Origin of the sequence: Acinetobacter sp. YH12140 (assembly GCF_013418475.1) — a bacterium.
GTDB classification, from domain to species: domain Bacteria; phylum Pseudomonadota; class Gammaproteobacteria; order Pseudomonadales; family Moraxellaceae; genus Acinetobacter; species Acinetobacter amyesii.
Map to the genome: position 1 here is coordinate 131,222 of NZ_VPBZ01000006.1, position 21,926 is coordinate 153,147.

General features: G+C 41.6%; 18 protein-coding genes. 13 read left to right on the forward strand and 5 right to left on the reverse strand.

The annotated features are described in order from the left end of the window. Positions 1-129: 129 nt before the first annotated feature. The 4 genes from FTU75_RS09890 to tig form a co-directional block, all read right to left on the reverse strand. Positions 130-843 (reverse strand): DUF2846 domain-containing protein, encoded by a 714-nt coding sequence (locus FTU75_RS09890; protein ID WP_180007185.1) that lies wholly within the window; start codon positions 841-843, stop codon positions 130-132. Between the two features lie 163 nt (positions 844-1,006). Next, positions 1,007-2,317: an ATP-dependent protease ATP-binding subunit ClpX gene (gene clpX, locus FTU75_RS09895; RefSeq protein ID WP_078189661.1), complete on the reverse strand. Its 1,311-nt coding sequence runs from the start codon at positions 2,315-2,317 to the stop codon at positions 1,007-1,009. A 29-nt stretch (positions 2,318-2,346) separates the two neighbouring features. After that, a complete protein-coding gene (gene clpP, locus FTU75_RS09900) occupies positions 2,347-2,952 on the reverse strand; it encodes an ATP-dependent Clp endopeptidase proteolytic subunit ClpP (RefSeq protein ID WP_078192707.1) in 606 nt (201 codons plus the stop codon). A gap of 194 nt (positions 2,953-3,146) precedes the next feature. Continuing rightward, positions 3,147-4,478: a trigger factor gene (tig, locus tag FTU75_RS09905; protein ID WP_078192708.1), complete on the reverse strand. Its 1,332-nt coding sequence runs from the start codon at positions 4,476-4,478 to the stop codon at positions 3,147-3,149. A gap of 273 nt (positions 4,479-4,751) precedes the next feature. Here tig and FTU75_RS09910 point away from each other — a divergent pair, with 273 nt between their 5' ends. The 9 genes from FTU75_RS09910 (at position 4,752) to rdgB (ending at position 16,585) form a co-directional block, all read left to right on the forward strand. Then, entirely contained in the window at positions 4,752-6,962 is a 2,211-nt protein-coding gene (locus FTU75_RS09910; protein ID WP_180115874.1) for a TonB-dependent receptor domain-containing protein, read from the forward strand. A 300-nt stretch (positions 6,963-7,262) separates the two neighbouring features. Further along, positions 7,263-9,515 (forward strand): TonB-dependent siderophore receptor, encoded by a 2,253-nt coding sequence (locus FTU75_RS09915; RefSeq protein ID WP_180115875.1) that lies wholly within the window; start codon positions 7,263-7,265, stop codon positions 9,513-9,515. A gap of 113 nt (positions 9,516-9,628) precedes the next feature. Further along, positions 9,629-10,312: a Fe2+-dependent dioxygenase gene (locus FTU75_RS09920; protein ID WP_180115876.1), complete on the forward strand. Its 684-nt coding sequence runs from the start codon at positions 9,629-9,631 to the stop codon at positions 10,310-10,312. 33 nt (positions 10,313-10,345) lie between these two features. After that, positions 10,346-11,452, forward strand: a complete 1,107-nt coding sequence (locus tag FTU75_RS09925; protein WP_180115950.1) for an alpha-hydroxy acid oxidase — start codon at positions 10,346-10,348, stop codon at positions 11,450-11,452. A 263-nt stretch (positions 11,453-11,715) separates the two neighbouring features. Continuing rightward, complete coding sequence (gene leuA, locus FTU75_RS09930; RefSeq protein ID WP_111884051.1) at positions 11,716-13,413, forward strand: 2-isopropylmalate synthase; 1,698 nt, start codon at positions 11,716-11,718, stop codon at positions 13,411-13,413. Between the two features lie 104 nt (positions 13,414-13,517). Next, positions 13,518-14,678 carry a homoserine O-acetyltransferase gene (locus tag FTU75_RS09935; protein WP_078192713.1) on the forward strand — a complete coding sequence of 387 codons (1,161 nt, stop codon included), beginning with the start codon at positions 13,518-13,520 and terminating at the stop codon, positions 14,676-14,678. Then, the gene (gene metW / locus FTU75_RS09940) at positions 14,678-15,271 is read left to right on the forward strand and encodes a methionine biosynthesis protein MetW (protein ID WP_180034926.1); all 594 of its coding nucleotides are present in this window, start codon (positions 14,678-14,680) and stop codon (positions 15,269-15,271) included. Before FTU75_RS09935 ends, metW begins: the two co-directional genes overlap by 1 nt. Further along, positions 15,268-15,858 carry a tetratricopeptide repeat protein gene (locus FTU75_RS09945; RefSeq protein WP_078189669.1) on the forward strand — a complete coding sequence of 197 codons (591 nt, stop codon included), beginning with the start codon at positions 15,268-15,270 and terminating at the stop codon, positions 15,856-15,858. The genes metW and FTU75_RS09945 overlap by 4 nt, the downstream gene beginning before the upstream one ends. Positions 15,859-15,961: 103 nt before the next feature. Then, positions 15,962-16,585, forward strand: a complete 624-nt coding sequence (gene rdgB, locus FTU75_RS09950; RefSeq protein WP_180055642.1) for an RdgB/HAM1 family non-canonical purine NTP pyrophosphatase — start codon at positions 15,962-15,964, stop codon at positions 16,583-16,585. A 394-nt stretch (positions 16,586-16,979) separates the two neighbouring features. On the opposite strand, the gene FTU75_RS09955 is transcribed toward rdgB, so the two are convergent. Then, complete coding sequence (locus FTU75_RS09955) at positions 16,980-17,861, reverse strand: permease (protein WP_180088989.1); 882 nt, start codon at positions 17,859-17,861, stop codon at positions 16,980-16,982. A 141-nt stretch (positions 17,862-18,002) separates the two neighbouring features. Here FTU75_RS09955 and tatA point away from each other — a divergent pair, with 141 nt between their 5' ends. The 4 genes from tatA to FTU75_RS09975 all read left to right on the forward strand — a co-directional run bounded on the left by tatA (position 18,003) and on the right by FTU75_RS09975 (position 21,918). After that, positions 18,003-18,224 (forward strand): Sec-independent protein translocase subunit TatA, encoded by a 222-nt coding sequence (gene tatA, locus FTU75_RS09960; RefSeq protein WP_078189673.1) that lies wholly within the window; start codon positions 18,003-18,005, stop codon positions 18,222-18,224. Positions 18,225-18,236: 12 nt separating this feature from the next. Continuing rightward, positions 18,237-18,713 (forward strand): Sec-independent protein translocase protein TatB, encoded by a 477-nt coding sequence (gene tatB / locus FTU75_RS09965; protein WP_180040547.1) that lies wholly within the window; start codon positions 18,237-18,239, stop codon positions 18,711-18,713. After that, entirely contained in the window at positions 18,710-19,480 is a 771-nt protein-coding gene (gene tatC, locus FTU75_RS09970) for a twin-arginine translocase subunit TatC (protein ID WP_078192716.1), read from the forward strand. The genes tatB and tatC overlap by 4 nt, the downstream gene beginning before the upstream one ends. Before the next feature lie 221 nt (positions 19,481-19,701). After that, the gene (locus tag FTU75_RS09975) at positions 19,702-21,918 is read left to right on the forward strand and encodes a PhoX family phosphatase (RefSeq protein WP_180115877.1); all 2,217 of its coding nucleotides are present in this window, start codon (positions 19,702-19,704) and stop codon (positions 21,916-21,918) included. Positions 21,919-21,926: the final 8 nt, after the last annotated feature.

The window sequence follows — 21,926 nt, forward strand, 5'->3', positions numbered from 1 at the left end:
TTTCGCCACATTCAAGATCTAAAAAAAGCACCCCATCGGGTGCTTTTTTATTGTCAATATTTACACTGTCTGTCGAATGACATTCGCTATTTAATGCTTTCACACACTCAAAAACACGAGCTAATTACATTACCAAGTTAATGGATTCCACAGTTTAAAAGGCTTGGTCAACTGCACATCTTCCGCAGGATCATAATGAGGTGCTTTCAACTTCTGCGCACTTTTCCGCACTTTTCCAGTGTTTTGATCTTCTGCCACAAAGTTAAAACTGTTGGATTTCAACTCTGTAAATGCGATTTCATTTCGACCAATTTTTTCAGGCATGAGCAGCAATGGCCCTGAAACCGTTCTTTTACTGGATAAATTCTCTTCATCATATTTAATGAAGTAAGTTTGACCTGCTTCAACATCAAAGTCTAAATATTTAGGTTTTTGAAAATGATTCACCCCCAAAGGGCGACTCGATGATAAGCGGTAATTCCCCGCAGGTAACTCCACCCAGTAATAATGATTATTCAATAAACTTGGAATACGCTCACTGTTCAGAAATAAGCTGCTGGCCACAATTTCTTGACGATTCCATTTACTGTCTGGACGATATAAATACACAATCGCTGCTTGATCATGCTGAGCTTTCACTTCTTGAAAATGTCGACCTTGTTTCTGATTGACCCAACCACCAATGGTAAACATACCTAAGCGATATTGCTCAATATGACCCGGTGTACTTTCGGGATCCACGGGCTTTAATGTTGAAGCCAATGACGTTTGCTCAACGGCTGATTTTCCATGACAACCCAGCAGCGCTACACTGCTTAAAAGTAGAATTGCAACTCCACGCATGATTATCCCTCACTGCGTCTTTTTTTATTTTTACACTTTTGTTTTCAGTTTTTTACATTCAGGCATCCACGCCATCCTGCTGAGATTAACATTCTGCTTTTATTTTTGGAAATAAAAAACGTGTGCAAATCTTGGATTTACACACGTTTCAGACGAATAGCGCTTAAGCAGATTTAGAGTTCACAACTTTTAAATCTGACTTCGGTGCAGCTTCTTCAGTTTTCTTTGGTTGACGTTCTGATTTAAATTCAGGTTCCGCTTCACCATTAATCACCGCTTCATTGACGACAACCGTACCCACATCTGAACGACTTGGTAGGTCATACATCGTTTCAAGCAATGAATTTTCTAAAATCGAACGTAGACCACGTGCACCCGTATTACGGTCAAGGGCTTTTTTAGCCACGGCACGCAATGCTGAGTCTTCAAATACGAGGTCAACATTTTCCATTTCAAATAAATATTGGTACTGACGTGTCAATGCATTTTTTGGTTCTGTCAGAATCTGCATCAATGCTTCTTCGTCGAGTTCTTCCAAGGTAGCAATCACAGGTAAACGACCAATAAATTCAGGAATCAGACCAAATTTAACCAAATCTGTCGCTTCAACTTGGCGGAATAAGTCAGATAATTTTTTAGTTTCATCTTTCTTACGCACTTCAGCTGTAAAGCCGATACCACCTTTTTCTTGACGCTGCTGTACGATTTTCTCTAGACCAGAGAATGCGCCACCACAGATAAACAGGATATTTGAAGTATCAATTTGAATAAATTCTTGCTGCGGATGCTTACGACCACCTTGAGGCGGAATCGACGCAACCGTACCTTCGATCATTTTCAATAACGCTTGCTGAACACCTTCACCCGATACATCACGAGTAATAGATGGGTTTTCAGACTTACGGGTAATTTTGTCGATTTCATCGATATAGATAATGCCCTTTTGCGCTTTTTCTACATCGTAATCGGCTTTTTGAAGGAGTTTTTGAACAATGTTCTCAACGTCTTCACCCACATAACCTGCTTCAGTTAAAGTCGTTGCATCTGCCATCGCAAATGGCACATCTAAAAGACGCGCAAGTGTCTGAGCAAGCAGTGTTTTACCTGAACCTGTTGGTCCAACCAACATAATGTTACTTTTCGAAATCTCTACTCCGTCTTCTGGTTTTTTACCACTGGTGCCAACTTTTAGGCGTTTATAATGGTTGTATACCGCAACAGAGAGGGTCTTTTTCGCAACATCTTGCCCAATCACATATTGGTCAAGCGCAGCACGGATTTCATGCGGTTTTGGTAAAGGACGAGTTGCCCAGTCATTTGATTCAACTTGCTGACTGGTCTGAACTAGGTCAAGACATACGTCCACACACTCATTACAGATGTACGCGTCCTCACCTGCAATCAGTTTCCCGACTTCAGACTGCGTTTTACCGCAAAATGAACAATGCTTTTGTCCTTGAGGATGTTCGGACATATTCACTCCAATAATTAATTCTTTAAAACTTATGGGCGTTTAGATAAAACTTCGTCCACAAGACCGTATTCTTTCGCAGCTTGCGCTGTCATAAAGTTGTCACGATCAGTATCTCGAGCAACAGTTTCGTAGTCTTGACCACTATGCTCTGCCATTAAACGATTTAAACGTTCTTTGATGAATAGAATTTCACGTGCATGAATTTCAATGTCAGATGCCTGACCACGGAAACCACCGAGTGGTTGGTGAATCATGACACGGGCATTTTCAAGACAGTAACGTTTGCCTTTAGCACCGGCATTAAGCAGGAATGCACCCATCGATGCTGCTTGCCCCATGCAGTAAGTCACAACATCAGGTTTAATAAATTGCATGGTATCGTAAATCGCCATACCTGCAGTAACCGAACCGCCTGGTGAGTTGATATATAAATGAATATCTTTATCTGGGTTTTCTGCTTCTAAGAACAACATTTGGGCAACAATCAAATTTGCCATGTTGTCTTCAACTTCACCGGTTAAAAAAATCACACGTTCACGCAAAAGGCGTGAATAAATATCAAAAGAACGCTCGCCACGAGATGACTGTTCTACCACCATTGGCACTAGTGCGTTTTCAATTGTTGGAACATACATACGTTATTTATTCCTAAATTTTTCTGACTCAACCCATAATTCACAATATGAGGGATATTTGTCGAAATTGCAAAAGATTCCCAATTAAATAACAGATATTTTTTTCATAAGCATTGTGAAATCAGGACAACTTATTTGGGGGCAAATTTCGATAAAAAAAGGCGCTTAATGCGCCTTTTTTTGAAAGCTAGAAATTAGCCTTGTTGACGAGCTTGTTGCTCTTTCAATAAGTCTTCATAGCTCACAGTTGTATCAGTTACTTTAGCAGAAGCTAAGATGTGATCTACAACTTGGTCTTCTAGAATAACAGCTTCGATTTGAGCACGTTGCTGTTTATCGTTGTTGAAGTATTCAATTACTTCTTTAGGATCTTCGTAAGAAGAAGCCATGTCTTCGATGTAAGCATCAACACGTGCAGCATCAACTTCAATTTTAGCATCAGCTAATACTTTGCTGACTAATACGCCAAGTTTAACTGATTTTTCAGCTTGCTCTTTGAATAGGTCATCTGGAAGCATGCTTGAATCAAACGCTTTAGCGCCTTGAGCACCAAACTGTTGAGTGAATTGTTGGATCATTTGTTGACGTTGACGGTCAATTTCTTGAGCAACCATTGCTTCTGGAAGTTCTACTTCGTTTGCAGCTACAAGCGCATCAAAAGTTGCACCTTTCACTTGGTTACGAAGACCGTTTTTCACTTCACGTTCCATGTTTTTACGAACGTCAGCTTTCAGTTTTTCAACGCCTTCTTCTTCAGTTAGACCGAAGATTTTTAAGAATTCAGCATCAACTTCTGGAAGTTTTTGTTTTTCAACAAGCTTAACAGTGATTTTGAATTGAGCAGCTTTACCAGCAAGGTTTTCAGCTTGGTAGTCTTCAGGGAAAGTTACATCGATAACTTTCTCTTCGCCTTTCTTCATACCAACGATACCGTCTTCGAAGCCAGGGATCATACGACCAGAACCAAGTACGAGTTTAAAGTCTTCAGCAGCGCCGCCTTCAAACTTCTCGCCATCAACAGTACCTTCAAAGTCGAAAGTTACTTGCATGTCTTTTTTAGCCATGCCTTTAGTTTCAACCCATGAAGCGCGTTGTTTTTGAAGATTTTCAATCATCTTCTCAACGTCTTTGTCGTCAACTGAAGTTGTTTTACGTTCAACTTCTAGACCTTCGAACTTAACTTCAACTTCTGGATAAACTTCTACAGTTGCTTCATAAACTAAAGCATCATCTTTCATTTCAGTTTTTTCAATGTTTGGCATACCAACAGCATTGATTTTTTCTTGTTGGATCGCTTCGAATACTGTGTCACGAATGATGTCGTTTACAACTTCTTGATAGATACCAGCACCGTATTCACGACGAACAACGTTTACAGGTACTTTACCTGGACGGAAGCCGTTGATCTTCACAGTTTTGGCAGTGCGTTTCAAGCGAGCTTCAAACTGCTCGTTAATACGGCTCGTCGGTACAGATACATTTAAACGACGGGCAACGCCCGAAACCGCTTCAGAAGTTACTTGCATGGCTTCCTCGATAATTTGTTAGTTAAAACAGTTTTAAAAAAAAGTGCCACATTATATGACAACAATTAAAGATATACAAAAATGGATTATAACACTATAAATTCAGGCATGGATGCCCTTCTTATTTTTAGAATTTTTCAGCTTTTTTCGAAGAAATATTGATTATTTCTTAATTCACTATTGAAAATGAGAAACCTTCTCACTATTATTCTTAATGATATTTTTTTTAATTTATTTTCATATATTTATCTTGTCCATATTTGGTATTCTTTTATGAGTAAATTTAATCTCAACCCTCTTTCCGCTGCTTTATTTGGGGCAATTGTAACCACCACGAGTTTCGCACATGCTGAAACGACTGAATCTCAAGCTCAACAGATGGAAACCATTGTTGTTTCTGCAGCGGGCTTTGAACAAAAGATCAAGAATGCTCCTGCTTCAATTACCGTGATTACGGCTGAAGACTTAAAAAATAAACGAATTACATCCGTTGCAGATGCATTAAGTGATGTAGAAGGTGTCGATATTAGCCCTACAGCAGGGAAAACCGGCGGATTAAATATTCGTATTCGTGGTATGGACGCCGAATATACCTTGGTTTTAATTGATGGCCGCCGACAAAATAGTACAGGTGACATTGCCCCTAATGGATTTGGTGAGTCGAATAATAGTTTTATCCCCCCTGTTTCGGCTATCCAACGCATCGAAGTCATCCGCGGACCAGCTTCTACTTTATATGGTTCTGATGCAATTGGTGGTGTAGTCAATATCATTACCAAAAAAGTTTCACCTGAATGGACTGGTTCGGTCACGTTAGAAGGGACAGTACTGCCAAATCACTCAGACTTTGGTAACCAACGCGCTGTCGATGCATTTTTAACAGGGCCAATCATTCAAGATTTATTGGGCTTACAAATCCGTGCACGTAAAGCGGAACGTGATCAATCAGATTTAATACGTAGTGATGACGATGATACTGGTGCTGAACTTAGTGGCGGAAATAGCCCAACTAAATCAGATCTAGAAACTATCGGTGCTCGCTTAACCCTGACACCGCACAGCGACCATGATATTTCAGTTGAATATGAAAAAACTGAACAATGGTATGACAATAGCAAAGGTCAATTAGGGACGCTTGGCGCAAACGGTGGTTATGGTGATGCTCAAGAATATAACCGTGAGAAAATGATCCTCGCACATACTTGGAATAATGCTATTGGCAAACTTGAGTCAAGTATTATCAATACTCAAACAGAAACGGTTGGACGTTTAATTCCTGCACGTGCACAAGGAATGTCAACAGCCATCACTCCTCGTGTGTTAGAAAGTGAAGATACGATTTTTGATACTAAATTTACCACTCAACATTTTGAAGACCACCGTATTACTCTAGGCGGTCAATGGTGGGAAGCCAGTATCAGTGATGGTTTGCGTGTAAAAAAAGAAGTTTCTTTTGAGCAATTAGGTCTATTCGCCGAAGATACTTGGTCGCTGAACGACAATCTTGCATTAACACTTGGTCTTCGTTATGACGACCACGATACGTTTGGTGACTTTTGGACACCACGTGCATATTTGGTATGGAATGCAAATGAAAACTGGACCTTCAAAGGCGGATATAGTGAAGGTTATAAAGCCCCACGTTTAGAACGTTTAACTGATGGTGTGGTCAATGTCAGTGGTCAGGGTCGTACACCAACTTTTGGCAACCCAAATCTAAAACCTGAAACCAGCAAGAACTTTGAGTTTGGTACATACTTTTCTACCAATAATAATTTTGACTTCAACGTAACAGCTTTCTTTAGCCAAATTGAAGATAAAATTATGACGGGCAATAAAGAAATTAGCTGTAATACTGATAACACAACAACTTCGGGTATTAATTGGTCTAAAGCGGACTGTGAAGCATTCATGGCGTCGGTGGGAACGCCGTGGGTGATGGATTATAACCGTGGCAAACCAGATTCATGGAATGTGACTCGTCCTGTGAATGCCGAAGAAGCTGAAGTTTATGGTATTGAAGCTGGTTTAAACTGGGCATTTGCCGACAATTGGAAATTTGGACTGAACTACACTTGGACTGAAACAGAAATTAAAGATAGCAGTTTAGGCAATCCTGTACTTAATGACACACCAGAACACATGGTCAATGCGTCGCTTAAATGGCAAGCTGCTGACTTTGTGAATTTATGGGCGCGTGGCGAGTATCGAAGTGAACGTGCACGTTTCACCTCAACCTATGACAATCTAACTGTAGCGAATCAACAGGTTTATGACGCCCTAGGTGACTACAAGGAATATGCATTATTACACGTCGGTTCAAACTTTAATGTAACGCCAAACTGGGATATAGGTGTTGCTCTGTACAATATATTTGATAAAAACTTTAACGATTACGAGAAAGTCGCAGATAGCTATTACAACCATTATAGCAATACTCAGGAAGGCCGCCGTGTACAATTAAGTACAACCTTTAAATTCTAAATAACCGCATAATAAAAAACCTGTTTCGGCAGGTTTTTTTTGCATTAACAATTACGATTTATGCTTATTTAATTCACAATCATGTCTATATTTATAATCTCAATTAAACATAAAAAAACAATATATTTCATCAATATTTAAATAAAACATAGTCTTAATTAATACTTGTTATATCATTACATTAAATACTACTATCACAATATGATTATTTATCGTGATTTACAATTACACAAAGATGTAAGAACAAATAAGAATCATTATTATTCGCATACAAATTCACTATTCCAAATCGGGTTCGAAATGGCCTTCATTAAAACACGTAAGAAAATTGTTTCTTCAGCAATTGCTTCTTCTCTTTCTGTCATTGCTGTTAATGCAGTCGCGCAAGAGCAAGTTACTCAACTTCCAACGATTAACCAAGAAGTTGTTGCTGAAAAGGCACCAAGCTTAAAAGTTGATAAATCTGCGAATGCTAAATTTGTTGCTCCCCTTCTTGATACACCAAAATCTGTATCAGTGATTTCTAAGCAACTGATTGAAGACACGCAAGTCACAACTTTAAGTGATGCTTTACGTACAGTACCTGGTATTACCCTCGGTGCTGGTGAAGGCGGCAACCCAAATGGCGACCGTCCATTTATCCGTGGCTACAGCTCTGAAAGCTCAATGTATTTAGATGGTATTCGTAATTCAACCTCACAAAACCGTGAAATGTTTGCCATAGAACAAGTTGAAGTCACCAAAGGTTCTGCTTCTGCTATGGGTGGTGCAGGTACTGTTGGCGGTAGCATCAACATGATTTCTAAAGTGGCTAAAAAAGGCGACCACTTAGAAGGTACTGTTGCTGGCGGTACAGATGCTTATGCACGTGTAACACTAGATGGCAATAAAGATTTTGGCAATGGGATTGCTGCACGTGTTGCCGTTATGGGACACATGAATGAGAAAGCAGGTCAAGCTGACGGTGCTGAATACAAACGTGCAGGTATTGCCCCTAGTATTACTTTTGGCTTAGACACCCCTACTCGTGCAACTTTAAGTTATTACTATTTAAAATCGGATGACACTCCAGATTCAGGTGTTCCATATTGGGATGCTGGTTTAAGTAAACCACAGGGTAAACCTGCGGAAGTAAAACAAGGCGTTTATTATGGTTGGAAAGATCGTGACTTCCAAAAACAAGAAAACCAAGCAGGAACAATCAAGTTAGAACATGATTTAACTGACAACTTAACCCTCACAAACACTGCAATGTACAGCAAATCTAAAAATGATTATGTTTGGACAAACCCTGATGACTCCAAAGGCAATGTAGCCAATGGCAAAGTATGGCATCGTCAAAACTCTGCCATCACAGATAGCGATACCTTTACAAATCAATTAGCATTGACAGGTAAATTCGCTACAGGTGCCATTAATCACAGTTTTAATGTCGGTGCTGAATATAGCAAGCAAGAAACTGACAAAGGTGGTTATAACATCATTAACAGTAAAGATGGCAAAGTTTCCTCAACGGGGTTTTACAGCGACTGTAAAGACCTTTCAAGCAATTGGTGTACTTCTCTAAACAATCCAACTCAAAAACCATTTTTAGACCGTTTAGAAGCCCGCCAAGACTTTGATGCCACGGTTGAAAGCACTTCTGTATATTTATTAGACAGCATTGAAATCACACCACAATGGTTACTTGATCTTGGTGTGCGTTGGGACAAGTTTGAAGCTGAACAAAACTTTCGTGCTACATCTTCAGCTGCTGCATATACAGCTAACAATGATTCAGACTTCTTTACATATCAATCAGGTATAACCTTTAAACCTGTTGAAAATGGTTCAATTTATGCAAGTTATGCTACCTCTGCCAGTCCTGTTGGCTTAAATGCTGGTTGGGGAGATAACAGCGAAACCATAAATGCTAATAACCAAATGATCGATCCTGAAGAAGCGCAAACTTACGAGTTGGGTACTAAGTGGGACTTGTTAAATGATCGTTTGAATTTAACAGCAGCGATCTTCCGTACTGAAAAACAAAATACTCGTGTACAACTTGACCCAACAACTTATGCGAATGTAGGTGAAAGTAAAGTTGATGGTGTTGAATTAGGATTAAATGGTCAAATTACTGATAAATGGGATATTTCGGCAGGTTATACTTATCTTAATAGTGAATTAACAAAAAATGGTAAATCATGCCGTGGTTCAGGTTCAACAGCAACTTGTACAGATAATGCCATTTATAATGGCAACCAAATGCCTAATGTACCTAAACAAGCAGCAACATTATGGACTACCTATAAGATATTGCCGCAATTAACTTTGGGTGGTGGTGCAGTATATTCAGACAAAGTTTATGGTGATGTTGCAAACATCAAATGGGCTCCATCTTATGTACGCTACGATGCTATGGCGCGTTATACCGTTAACAAAAATGTGGATTTACAGTTGAATGTAAATAACCTTTCTGACAAACGTTATTTCACTAAAGCCTATGCATCTCACTATGCCACTGAAGCAGAAGGTCGCAGCGCAGTTCTATCTGTTAACTTCAAATATTAAGTTAAAGATTAACCCCATAATGATTCTATGGGATTAACTCAAATAGCCTCTTCAAAGAGGCTATTTTTGTATATGATCAAAACATAAATATTACAGTTCCAAAGGGTTAGGCCGTGATTCACCATATCCCAAATGTATTGAGTAAAGAACAGGTCAACTACTTCCGCACAGAAATGCAAAAAGTAGAATGGACTAATGGTCAAAAAACTACAGGCTCACTGTCTAAAAATGTAAAAAATAATCAGCAACTCGATGTTGAACATCCACTCACCCAGCATTTGGGCGATATCATTTTGCATGAATTGTCACAACACGCGCTTTTTACATCGGCAGCCCTACCCCTCAATATTTTGCCGCCCTATTTTAACCGCTATGAAAATGGTGAAACGTTTGGTTTCCATGTCGACAATGCCATTCGCTGGATGCCTGACAGCAATCAAAAAATTCGTACCGATTTGTCCTGCACGATTTTTCTAAGTGAACCCGAAGAATATGAGGGTGGTGAACTTGTGGTAGAAGACACCTATGGCTACCACGAAGTGAAATTGCCTGCCGGAGATTTGATTTTGTATCCATCTACCAGTGTGCATGAAGTTACTCCTGTGACTGCAGGCTGTCGTATTGCATCATTTTTTTGGTTGCAAAGTATGATCCGTGAAGATGCTGAGCGTCACATGTTATTTAATCTCGATCAAAGCATTCAAAATTTGCGTATGCAATTGGGTGATGCACATAGTGAAGTCGTCAAGTTGACTAGTCTGTATCACAACCTTATCCGCAAATGGGCCGAAATTTAAAGCTTAAGGTCAATAGACATGGACAAACTACCAATGACTGATCACAACATTTTAGCGCCACTGACACAAATACCAGCTCATTTGCAAACCATTGCAGATTATGAAGTCGAGGCTGAAAAACACCTTTCTCAAATGGTGTGGCAGTACTTGCAAGGCGGCTCGATGGATGAACACAGTGTCCGTGGCAATTTGTCTCAGTTTGAACAGATACAACTGCTACCACGTATGCTGAAAGATCTAACCCAAGGTCATACCCAAATCGAAATCTTAGGGCAACGTTTCCCACATCCTATTTTTGTAGCCCCGATAGGTCATCAACAACAATTTCATCCTGATGCTGAAGCTGCAACAGCCCTCGCTGCCGAAGTCCTTGGCAGCAATATGATCCTCAGTACGTTTACCAATACAGATATGCGTGAGTTAAAGCAGGACAATCCTTACAAATGGTTCCAATTGTATTGGCAAGGAGAACGCGAAAAGTCATTATCGCTGGTCAAGATGGCAGAAGAACATGCCTATAAAGCGATTGTGGTGACTGTTGATTCCCCACATACCGGTATTCGTGACCGTGAGCGTCGAGTGTTTTTTCATTTGCCTGAAGGCATGCAACATCCGCATACCCCTACACATATCCCATTGCCTGAGCTCAATGATGGAGACCATCCCGTATTTAACGGTCTGATGAAAATCGCACCAACATGGGCGGATATCCTTTGGCTCAGTCAAAACACCTCATTACCGATTATTTTAAAGGGCATTGTCAATCCACATGATGCTGAACTTGCCCTGCAACACGGTGTACAAGGCATTATTGTGTCGAATCATGGTGGGCGCATACTGGATGGTTGCATTCCCCCTCTCACCGCTTTAGAACTGATTAAAAAAGTTGTGCCTACGGATTTTCCAGTTTTATATGATGGTGGTATTCGTCGAGGTTCAGATGTGTTTAAAGCGATAGCCTTGGGTGCATCTGCCGTATTAGTTGGACGTCCTTGCATTTATGGTTTAGCGACTGCGGGGGCTTTAGGCGTTGCCCATGTACTCAAAATATTGAAAGAAGAATTTGAGATTACGATGGCATTGATGGGAACAGCCACCGTCGATGAGATCAATAAAGATTATATTTTTCAAAAAAGCTAATTTTATAGAAAAATATTTTCCAGTAATGGCATCTTGACGCAAAAATAGGAAATTATTTCCGGAATATATGGACTAATATTTAGTTATACATTTACGAGCTTACGGTAAAGCTAAGTCATGTGAATCTTTACAGATTTATTTCGACTTTCGACTAAAGACTCCGATATTAAACTTGTAAATTGCTAGAATAGACACAATCTATATAAGTAGTACCTTGCCGTTTATCCACGACATTTATCCACGGTGCTATAAGGAGTTTTCACATGATGTTGGCAGATCCAAGCAAAAAATACCGTCGCATGTACCAACGTGTAGACTTACCAGACCGTCAATGGCCAAATAACGAAATCAATAAAGCGCCGATCTGGATGAGTACCGACCTTCGTGACGGTAACCAAGCGATCTTCGAGCCAATGAACATTGAACAAAAGTTCAAAATGTTCCAAATGCTTGTGAAAATTGGTTTCAAACACATTGAAATCGGCTTCCCTTCTGCATCACAAATCGACTTTGATTTCACGCGTTTGTTGATCGAAGGCGGTCATATTCCTGATGATGTGTACATCGAAGTTTTGGTTCAAGCACGTGATCATTTGATTCAACGTACATTTGAATCATTACAAGGTGCGAAACGTGCCATCGTGCATATCTACAACTCAAACTCTCCAACTTTCCGCAATAAAGTGTTGAATGTTGATGTTGCTGGTGCAAAACAATTAGCAATTAACGCCGCAACGAAAGTCAAAGAATACGCTGCAAAACAGCCTGAAACTGAATTTGTATTCCAATACAGTCCAGAGTGTTTTACTGCAACAGAATTAGAAGTTGCTAAAGATGTCTGTGATGCGGTCACTGAAATTTGGGAAGCATCTCCAGAGAACAAAGTGATTTTAAACTTGCCTGCAACGGTTGAAGTTTCAGGTCCGAACGTCTATGCAGACCAAGTGGAATGGATGCACCGCAACATTCAACGCCGTGACGGTGTGATTATTTCTGTACACTGTCATAACGACCGTGGCTGTGGTATTGCCGCTTCTGAGTTGGCGATTATGGCTGGTGCTGACCGTGTCGAAGGTTGTGTGTTTGGTAACGGTGAACGTACAGGTAACGTGGACGTTGCAGCGATTGCATTGAACATGTATACCCAAGGTGTTGCACCAAACTTAGATTTCTCAAACATTAACGAAATCATTTCAATCATTGAAGAATGCACAGGCTTGCCGGTACACCCTCGTCATCCGTATGCTGGTGATTTGGTCTTCACCGCGTTCTCTGGCTCACACCAAGATGCCATTAAAAAAGGTTTCGAGTTCCAAAAGAACGAAGAAATGTGGGATATGCCTTATTTGCCAATCGACCCGAAAGACTTGGGCCGCGACTATGATGCCGTGATTCGTGTCAACTCACAGTCTGGTAAAGGCGGTATTGCGTACTTGTTAGAATCAAATTACAACGTGGTGTTGCCTCGTCGTATTCAAATTGAGTTCTCGCAAATCGTACAGCAAAAAACAGATGAAGACGGTACTGAGATTTCTGCGCAAGCGATCTGGTCATTGTTTAAAGACACTTATGTGGCTGCCAAAGATACGCATTATGCGGCGAAAAACTACCGCTTACATGATGAAAATGGCAAACAAGTCATTGAGCTTGATGTCGAAGTGAACGGTGAGATCCAGCAATTACGCGGTGAAGGCAACGGCCCAATCTCTGCTATCTTAAATGCCTTGCAGTTACCGATTGATGTCTTGAACTATGAAGAACGCAGCATCAGTTCAGGCGCGCATGCCAAAGCCTTGGCGTTGATTGAGCTTCAAGTGAAAGGCACAGGCAAGTCTGCATTCGGCGCAGGTGTACATGACAACATCGTGACTGCATCTATCGAGGCGATTATTGCCAGCACTAACCGTTTAATTGAACAAGGTGTTTTAAGTACTGAACAAGTGATTGCTGCTGCAGTCTAATTCAATGCTTTAAATATCAAATAGCAATAAAATGACTTTAGAAGGATACCCTCAAGTGGTATCCTTTTATTATTCATACTAAAGATTTAAGGCGAATTATTCCTGTGTCTTTTCCAGCTGACTCAGTGGGTTTAGTTACCCCACAAAAGTTTATTTTTGAAGAGCCGTTAGAGCTCGAATGCGATCGCATACTCCCACGTTTTGAGCTCATGGTTGAAACTTATGGCGAACTGAATGCGGACAAATCCAATGCCATTTTGATTTGTCATGCTCTGTCAGGCCATCACCATGCAGCAGGTTATCATCATGAAGATGACCGTAAGCCGGGTTGGTGGGACGCATGTATTGGACCAGGCAAAGCCATTGATACGTCAAAATTCTTTGTCGTAGCACTAAATAATATTGGCGGCTGTAGCGGTTCTACTGGACCGACCTCTCCAAATCCTGAAAATGACAATCGTCCTTATGGTCCTGATTTCCCATTAGTGACTGTCCGTGACTGGGTCAAAACCCAAGCCATGTTGTCTGATCGTTTAGAAATTCAGCAGTGGTATGCGGTGATTGGCGGCTCTTTAGGTGGTATGCAAGCTCTACAATGGTCTGTGGACTATCCAGATCGTTTACAAAAGTGCGTGATTATTGCGAGTACACCAAAACTGTCTGCGCAAAACATTGCCTTTAACGAAGTGGCGCGTCAGTCGATTTTGTCTGACCCTGATTTCCATGATGGTCGCTATTTAGAAAATGATAGTTATCCTAAGCGAGGTTTGATCTTGGCCCGTATGGTCGGTCATATCACTTACCTCTCTGAAGAAGCCATGAAACAAAAATTTGGCCGTGACTTAAAGTCAGGTAAATTTATGTATGGCTTTGACGTCGAATTCCAAGTCGAAAGTTATTTGCGTTATCAAGGTGAGCAATTTAGCCGTAACTTTGATGCCAATACCTATTTGATCATGACCAAGGCTTTAGATTATTTCGATCCATCACGTGAATATGAGCAATCATTAAAAACCGCGATGTCTAAAACCAAGTGTCAATTTTTAGTTGTTTCGTTTACAACGGACTGGCGTTTTGCCCCTGCTCGTTCGCAAGAAATTGTAGATGCATTAATTAGCAATCATAAGCCTGTGAGCTATGTGGATATTGATGCTGAACAAGGCCATGACTCTTTCTTGTTCCCGATTCCGTTATATGTGAAAAGCTTACGTGCATTCCTAGGCGGTGTAAAACACCTGCAAGAAACACCGAAGGAGACCAACTAATGCGTATTGATCATCAACTGGCTGAACGTTGGATTAAACCAGATTCAAGCGTACTCGATTTAGGGTGTGGTGACGGTGAACTGCTTGCACATATGAGCAAAAAGCACAATATTCGTGCATATGGCTTAGAAATTGATCAAGAAAAGATTGCAATTGCAATCAGTCGCGGGTTAAATATCATCCAACAGGACTTGAACTTAGGTTTAAGTCGCTTTGCCGACCAGTCTTTTGACTATGTAGTTATGGCACAAGCCTTGCAAGCTGTAGATGCACCAGACGTTCTCTTAAGAGACATGGTGCGTGTGGGGAAACAGGCTATTATTACCTTTCCAAACTTTGCACATTGGAAGACTCGTTCTTTCCTTGCATTAAAAGGAATGATGCCCGTTTCAGACGCGTTACCCTATATGTGGTATAACACGCCCAATATTCATTTATGTACTTTCCGTGATTTTGAAGCGCTGTGTGCTGAAAATAACATCCGGATTATTAACCGACTTGCCGTGAATGGGGATCAACAAGACAGTTTACTCAGTAAACGTCTCCCAAATCTATTTGGTGAAGTCGCAATTTATCGAGTGAGCGCTCTATGAAAAAATTATTATTAAGCACGACGCTACTGATTGGACTTTTTAGCATACAAGCCCATGCGGATTATGTTGCTCCATCATCTTCAGTTTCTAGCCAAGCTGCTCAATATTCAATTATGGATATTCACAGCTTAAGTAAAGCTGCTAAAGCAGGTCAGCCCGGTGCTCAGTTTTACTTAGGCACTAAATATCAACAAGGTAAAGACGTTGCCAAAGATGAACGTCAAGCTTTTGCATGGTATAAGGCTGCTGCTGATCAAGGTTTATCTGCAGCACAGCTTAATGTAGGTCGTATGCTTGCAGATGGCATTGGGACTAAAAAAGATGAAGCGCTTGCTCGTCAATATTTCGAAAAAGCAGCCAGCCGTGGTGATAACCGCGCAAGCTTTAACTTAGCCATGATGGAAGAGCAAAAGAAAAACTACATGGGTGCATACCAATGGTATGAGCTTTCTACCCGTGATGGCATGCTCGACAACAAAGTGATTAGCTTGTCTGAAGGTAAGAAAACTGCTTTGGCAGCCAACTTAAGCCAAGACCAAATTCGTCAAGCACGTGACCGTGCAGACAAATGGATTCAAGCGCAATAAGTTTTTGAATCTTAAAAAGCACCTTCGGGTGCTTTTTTATTGCCTGTCAACCACAGCATCTTGTTAAAATAGCCTCAAATCTTGTTTTATGGTGAATATTCACATGGCTTCAACTGATTGGTTATCTCAAGGCACTTTGGTGCTTGCAAGTAATAACAAAGGTAAAATTGCAGAATTTGAAAAAATGTTTGCGGAACTGAATTTGCCTGTTGAAGTGATTCCACAAGGTCAGTTGAACATTGAAGATGCCATTGAAGACGGTCTAAGCTTTGTTGAAAATGCCATTATCAAAGCGCGTCATGCGTCGAAAATTTCAGGCAAGCCAGCCATTGCAGATGATTCTGGCATTTGCGTACCTGTGCTTGGTGGCGCACCGGGGATTTACTCTGCGCGCTATGCAGGTGAACATGGCAATGATGCCGCAAACAATGCCAAGTTGCTTGCTGACCTCAAACCACTCCGTAAAGAGGGTGAAGCCATCGAAGGGATGTTTGTATGTGTCTTGGCTTTGGTCCAACATGCAGAAGACCCACTCCCACAAATTTTCCAAGGGGTTTGGCGCGGTGAAGTGATGGAAGCAGCACGTGGTGAAAATGGCTTTGGCTATGACCCACTGTTTTGGCTGCCAGAACTGAATGTTTCTAGTGCTGAATTATCAAAAGAAGAAAAAAATAAAATCAGCCATCGTGGTCAAGCGATGAAATTATTTAAAGCAAGTTTGAAATAATTTAAATTGGAGTTAATCTTAATGCCAAAGTTTAACTCCAATCCCTGAATAAAAATAGAATAATTTTGGCACTTCAACCGATACAGATCATATGCAACACTTGCCATCACACTTCAACTGAAATACCGACACGCTCTTTTCTTGGTTTTCAAAAACTAAGCTGCCCTCATTGCCATGCGCAACTAACCTACCCGCTCACCTCAGGCTTTCGTACCACTTACGCTATTTTTGCAGTGTTGATCGTACTGTCGATCATGCTTAATCTGTCGCAAGGTCAGATTGGATTTCCAGGCCTGATAGGTATCGCGATGATATATGCCCTCGTGCGTGATTGGCAGATTCGCAAACAGCTCAAGTAGTCACCCTTTGTGGGCATCTATAATTCACTTTCATTTTAAAGCGAAAAAAGATGCAAAATTAACCCATAAAAACTGACGACGATACAGCTCATAATCGTGCCTGAAGCAATATAACGTGCCGAAGTGCCTGTTCCTTGATAATGCGTTTCTAAAGCCACAATATTGGCTGCAGGGGGTAAGCAGAACAGCATGAACATCACCCCAATATATTTCTCGATCTGGGGAATCGGAAGAAAGGCATAACTCAAACTACAGATCACCGCGCCAACGGTGAGTTTCATCGCATAAATACGACTACTGTTCATCAGATCACGCCACTGTACCTTAGTTTGGCGCAGCCACATGCCTAAGACGCACATCCCTGTGAAACTCATTCCAATTTTTGCAGCCTGATACAGCCAATCTAAGAGCTGATGTTCTTCTATATGCTGTAATCCAACTATTCGACAGACACCTGCAATCATCAAGGCAAATACAGGCGGTGACATCGCCACTTTTTGAATCACGCTCGACCATGGGAGTTGGGCTGAACTGACGGCTGTCACGGCCCACATATTGCCAAAGATAGAGCCACCGACATACAGAGCCACCATCGCTGCACTAATTTCAGGGCCAAACAGTGCTAATGCAAAAGGAAAACCCAGCCAAGCTAAGTTCAAATAACTGACACACAAGGCACGTAAACTATCTTTTAACAGCCAGCGAAATAAATAAAACATCAGCACGGCAACACTAAAGCTAAAAAGCATGAGTGCTAAACTTCCTGCTTGATAGAACACCATGTTGTAGATGATCACGGCTGGAATAAAACAGCGTGCAAGTAAGCTAGAGAAAATCGATTTGAGCGATGATGTTCCTGATAATGATGCCAATCCGAGGCCACTTAAAAAACCCAATATCGGAAGAAGAAACGCCACTACACCACCCTCACTGCTCAATCCATGCATAGTAACACTGAACATAAGCTTCGCGGCTGTCTTTAAACTGCAACATCTTGGTCACTTCACTGTCATCTACAACTGCTGAAATGTTGTGCAGACCAACAAGAGGATAACAAGATGGCTGGACTATCGATTTGGCATGTACTGATTTTTGCAATTGTGGTGATTTTACTCTTTGGTACATCAAAACTAAAAAACTTGGGCAAAGATGTCGGAGGCGCAGTCAAAGATTTCAAAAAATCGATGCGTGATGAAGACGCAGCAAATACACAGCTTAATGAGCCTCGCACGCTAGAGCATGAAGCTCAAAATAAAACCAATTCCTCAGTTCAAAGCTAAGGAGTTGTCATAATGCTTAATATTGGTATTAGCGAATTACTGGTGTTCAGCATTATTGCGCTGATCGTACTCGGCCCGGAAAAACTGCCTGAAGGTATCCGCTTTGCAGGTAAATGGTACGGGAAAGTTAAACGATTGATCAGTAACGTGCAAACAGATATTGATCGTGAGCTTCGCATGTCCGAACTTCGTGAAGAAATGCAAAAAGAAATGCAACGTATTCAACAGCTCGAAGCGCGTATGCAGGCTCAGATGAATGAATTGCAACAAACGCAACACCCCATAGAACAGACTGCGCAAAAACAACAAGAAGCAGTCCTACCTGACAATAAAAATTTATCCCCACGTTATCAGTACATCGAACGTGGTCAGAGCACGATATTTGCCGTGGTTACACCCCAAATGAAAATAAAGCACGAAATTAAAACAGATCAAGCTCCTGTATTAAGTTCGACCGATGCATTAGCAGAATATCAGGTGGCCGTATGACAGATCTTTCACTAAATAATTCACAGAACACTGTGCCTGATTTGGAAGAAATGCCGATCACCAAACATTTGGTGATTTTGCGTCGGCATTTGATCAAAATTACAGGGCTCATTTTGATTCTGTTCTTTTGTTTATTGCCCTTTGCCAATCAAAGCTATCAATTGATGTCAGAGCCTCTGCGTGCGCAGTTGCCGATGAACTCATCCATGATCGCAACGGATGTGACCGCCACCTTTATGGCGCCGTTTAAGCTAAATTTCTTTGTCGCGCTAATGCTCGCGATGCCCTTCGTGATTTATCAACTTTGGGCCTTCATCAAACCTGCACTGTATGAAAAAGAGCGGCATTTGGCGATGCCCTTATTATTCGGCAGCATCGTCCTCTTCTATGCCGGAATTGCATTTGCCTATTGGGTTGCCCTACCATCCATCCTGCATTTTTTTATGAGTGTTTCCCCTGAAACAGTCGCGCCAATGACGGATATCAATAGTTATTTAAGTTTCTGCTTAAAGCTTTTTTTGGTGTTTGGACTGACCTTTGAAATTCCAATCATCACGTTAATTTTGATTTTGATCGGGGTGGTATCTACTCAAACCTTGGTAGAGAAGCGTCGTTTTATTATCGTCGGCTGTTTTTTTGTCGCCATGTTTGCCACGCCACCCGATGCGCTTTCGATGATCATGTTGGCCATCCCCATGTGGATGCTGTTTGAGCTAGGTTTATTTTTTGGCAAGCTGATTGAAAAACGACGTGCATCTGCACCTTAAACAAACTTATTTTTCGACAATTTTGGTGAGTTTTACACCTAAGAGGCTGAGATAGCCTCTTTTTTTTATGCACCCATTTAATGTTTTGCAATTTACATGCAGCGAAATCTAAACGCCTATTTCATCAGTTTGCAACATTAGCTTCAAAGCATTGTCATATTTTATCGATAGCTTTATGTGATCAACTTTTACCCAGCACACATTTGCCAGGATTTAAATTCATGACAAACATGCCATATAACGAAGATCAAGAACTTGATAACAACACTTCGGATAACCTTCATTTTCGTGACATTTTAGAACAACGCATCAGCCGTCGTAGCTTGATTACCAAGACTGCGAGTGGTGCAGTCGCACTTGCATTGGCATCTTCATTAACGGGGTGTAATGATGACAATGACTCAGATTCAAATAGTAATACTAAACCACCTGTCACTGATCCTAATCAAAAACCGACCAAGTTCAATTTCACACCAGTAAAAAAGAATTTAGACGATATCGTGACTGTTCCTGAAGGCTATCAAGCGCATGTGCTATATGCGATGGGTGACTCGATTAACCCTGCATACCCAGCGTGGGATGATAACAATGTCCCTTCTGGCCCGAGCTTCCAATTCCGCTCTGGTGACTGCCATGACGGTATGAGCTTCTTTGGTTTAAATATCACCTCTGGACGTTATGATGCCAAACAGTCTGACCAAGGTTTGTTGGTGATGAACCATGAATACATCAATCCAACCTTCTTACACCCACAAGGCCCAACCAAAGTAGATGGTCGTCGCCCTGAAGATGAAGTCATCCGTGAAGTCAATGCACACGGTGTTTCTGTGATTCAAATTAAAAAAGACAGCAAGACTCAAGCCGTTAAACTGGTACAAAATTCTCCATTTAACCGTCGTATTACCGCATCGACCGTAATGGACTTTAAAGGCCCTGTAGCAGGCTCAAGCTTAGTCAGTACGAAGTTTTCAGCCAATGGTCAACAAACCCGTGGTACACACAACAACTGTGGTAATGGTTATACCCCTTGGGGCACTTACCTGACGACAGAAGAAAACTTCATTGGTTACTTCGCTCGTGCGAAAGCAGATGATGCCAAACGTAGTCCGGCTGAAATTGTGGCACTCAACCGTTATGGCCTAAAAGCGGGTGCGAACTCGCGCTATGGTTGGGAAACAGCGATTGGAAGTAATGAGTCTCAAGATTTATATGACCGTTGGTCGGCGAATGTTACCGGTACTCAGGCAGCAGAAGATTATCGTAATGGTCCAAACACCTTTGGTTGGATTGTCGAAATCGATCCATTTGACCGTCGTGAAAACCCCGTAAAACGTACAGCACTGGGTCGCTTTGCACATGAAGACTGCCGTGCAAGTCGCTTACGTGAAGATGACAACCTCGCGTTTTACATGGGTGATGACTCACGCGGTGAATACATCTATAAATTTGTATCCGACCAAAAATGGAATAAAAAAGATGTCAACGGTGGCTATGCCGCGGGCGACAAATACATGAACAACGGTAAGTTATACGTTGCCAAATTTAACAATGATGGCAAAGGTCAATGGATTGAATTGAGCTATAACGTCAATGGTTTAAACCAAAGCAACAGCGTGTATCCGTTTAGCTCACAAGCAGATGTTCTGACCTTCGCACGTCTTGCCGCAGATGCTGTCGGTGCTACCAAAATGGACCGTCCTGAATGGGTCGCTGTGCATCCAGACAATGGTGAAGTCTATGTGACCCTCACCAATAACTCGAACCGTGGTACGACGCATGCACTAGATGCTGCCAACCCTCGTAACTACACCGACCCTGAAGGTGGTAAAGGCAACGTCAACGGTCATATTATCCGTTTCCGTGAAGATGGGGATACAACCACAGCGCTCAGCTTTACTTGGGATATTTACCTGTTTGGTGCTGAAGCAAAAATGGCGAGCAACATTAACTTATCCGGTTTAAATGACAACAACGACTTGTCTTCACCCGATGGGATGTGGTTCGACCCACGTGGTGTGTTATGGATTCAAACCGATGACGGTGCTTATACCGATACCACCAACTGTATGATGCTTGCTGCGCTTCCGGGTCAAGTCGGTGATGGCACAAAAGCCACGACATCATCGGGTCAAGAAACCATTGTGGGTGCAAAACTGAATGATGAAAACTTACGTCGCTTCCTGACAGGACCAAAAGAGTGTGAAATCACAGGTGTGACGATGACACCTGACTACAAAGCGATTTTTATCAATGTGCAACATCCCGGTGAAGATTCAGCATCCTATTCTGAACCGACCAGCCACTGGCCTGCATCACAAACCAATGCAGCAGCGATTTCACGTCCTCGCTCAGCGACCGTAGTCATCACCCGTAAAGATGGTGGGGTGATTGCTGGCGAAGCGGTAGAACAAGCTCAGCCAACGCAAAAAACCGCATAAGGCACCTC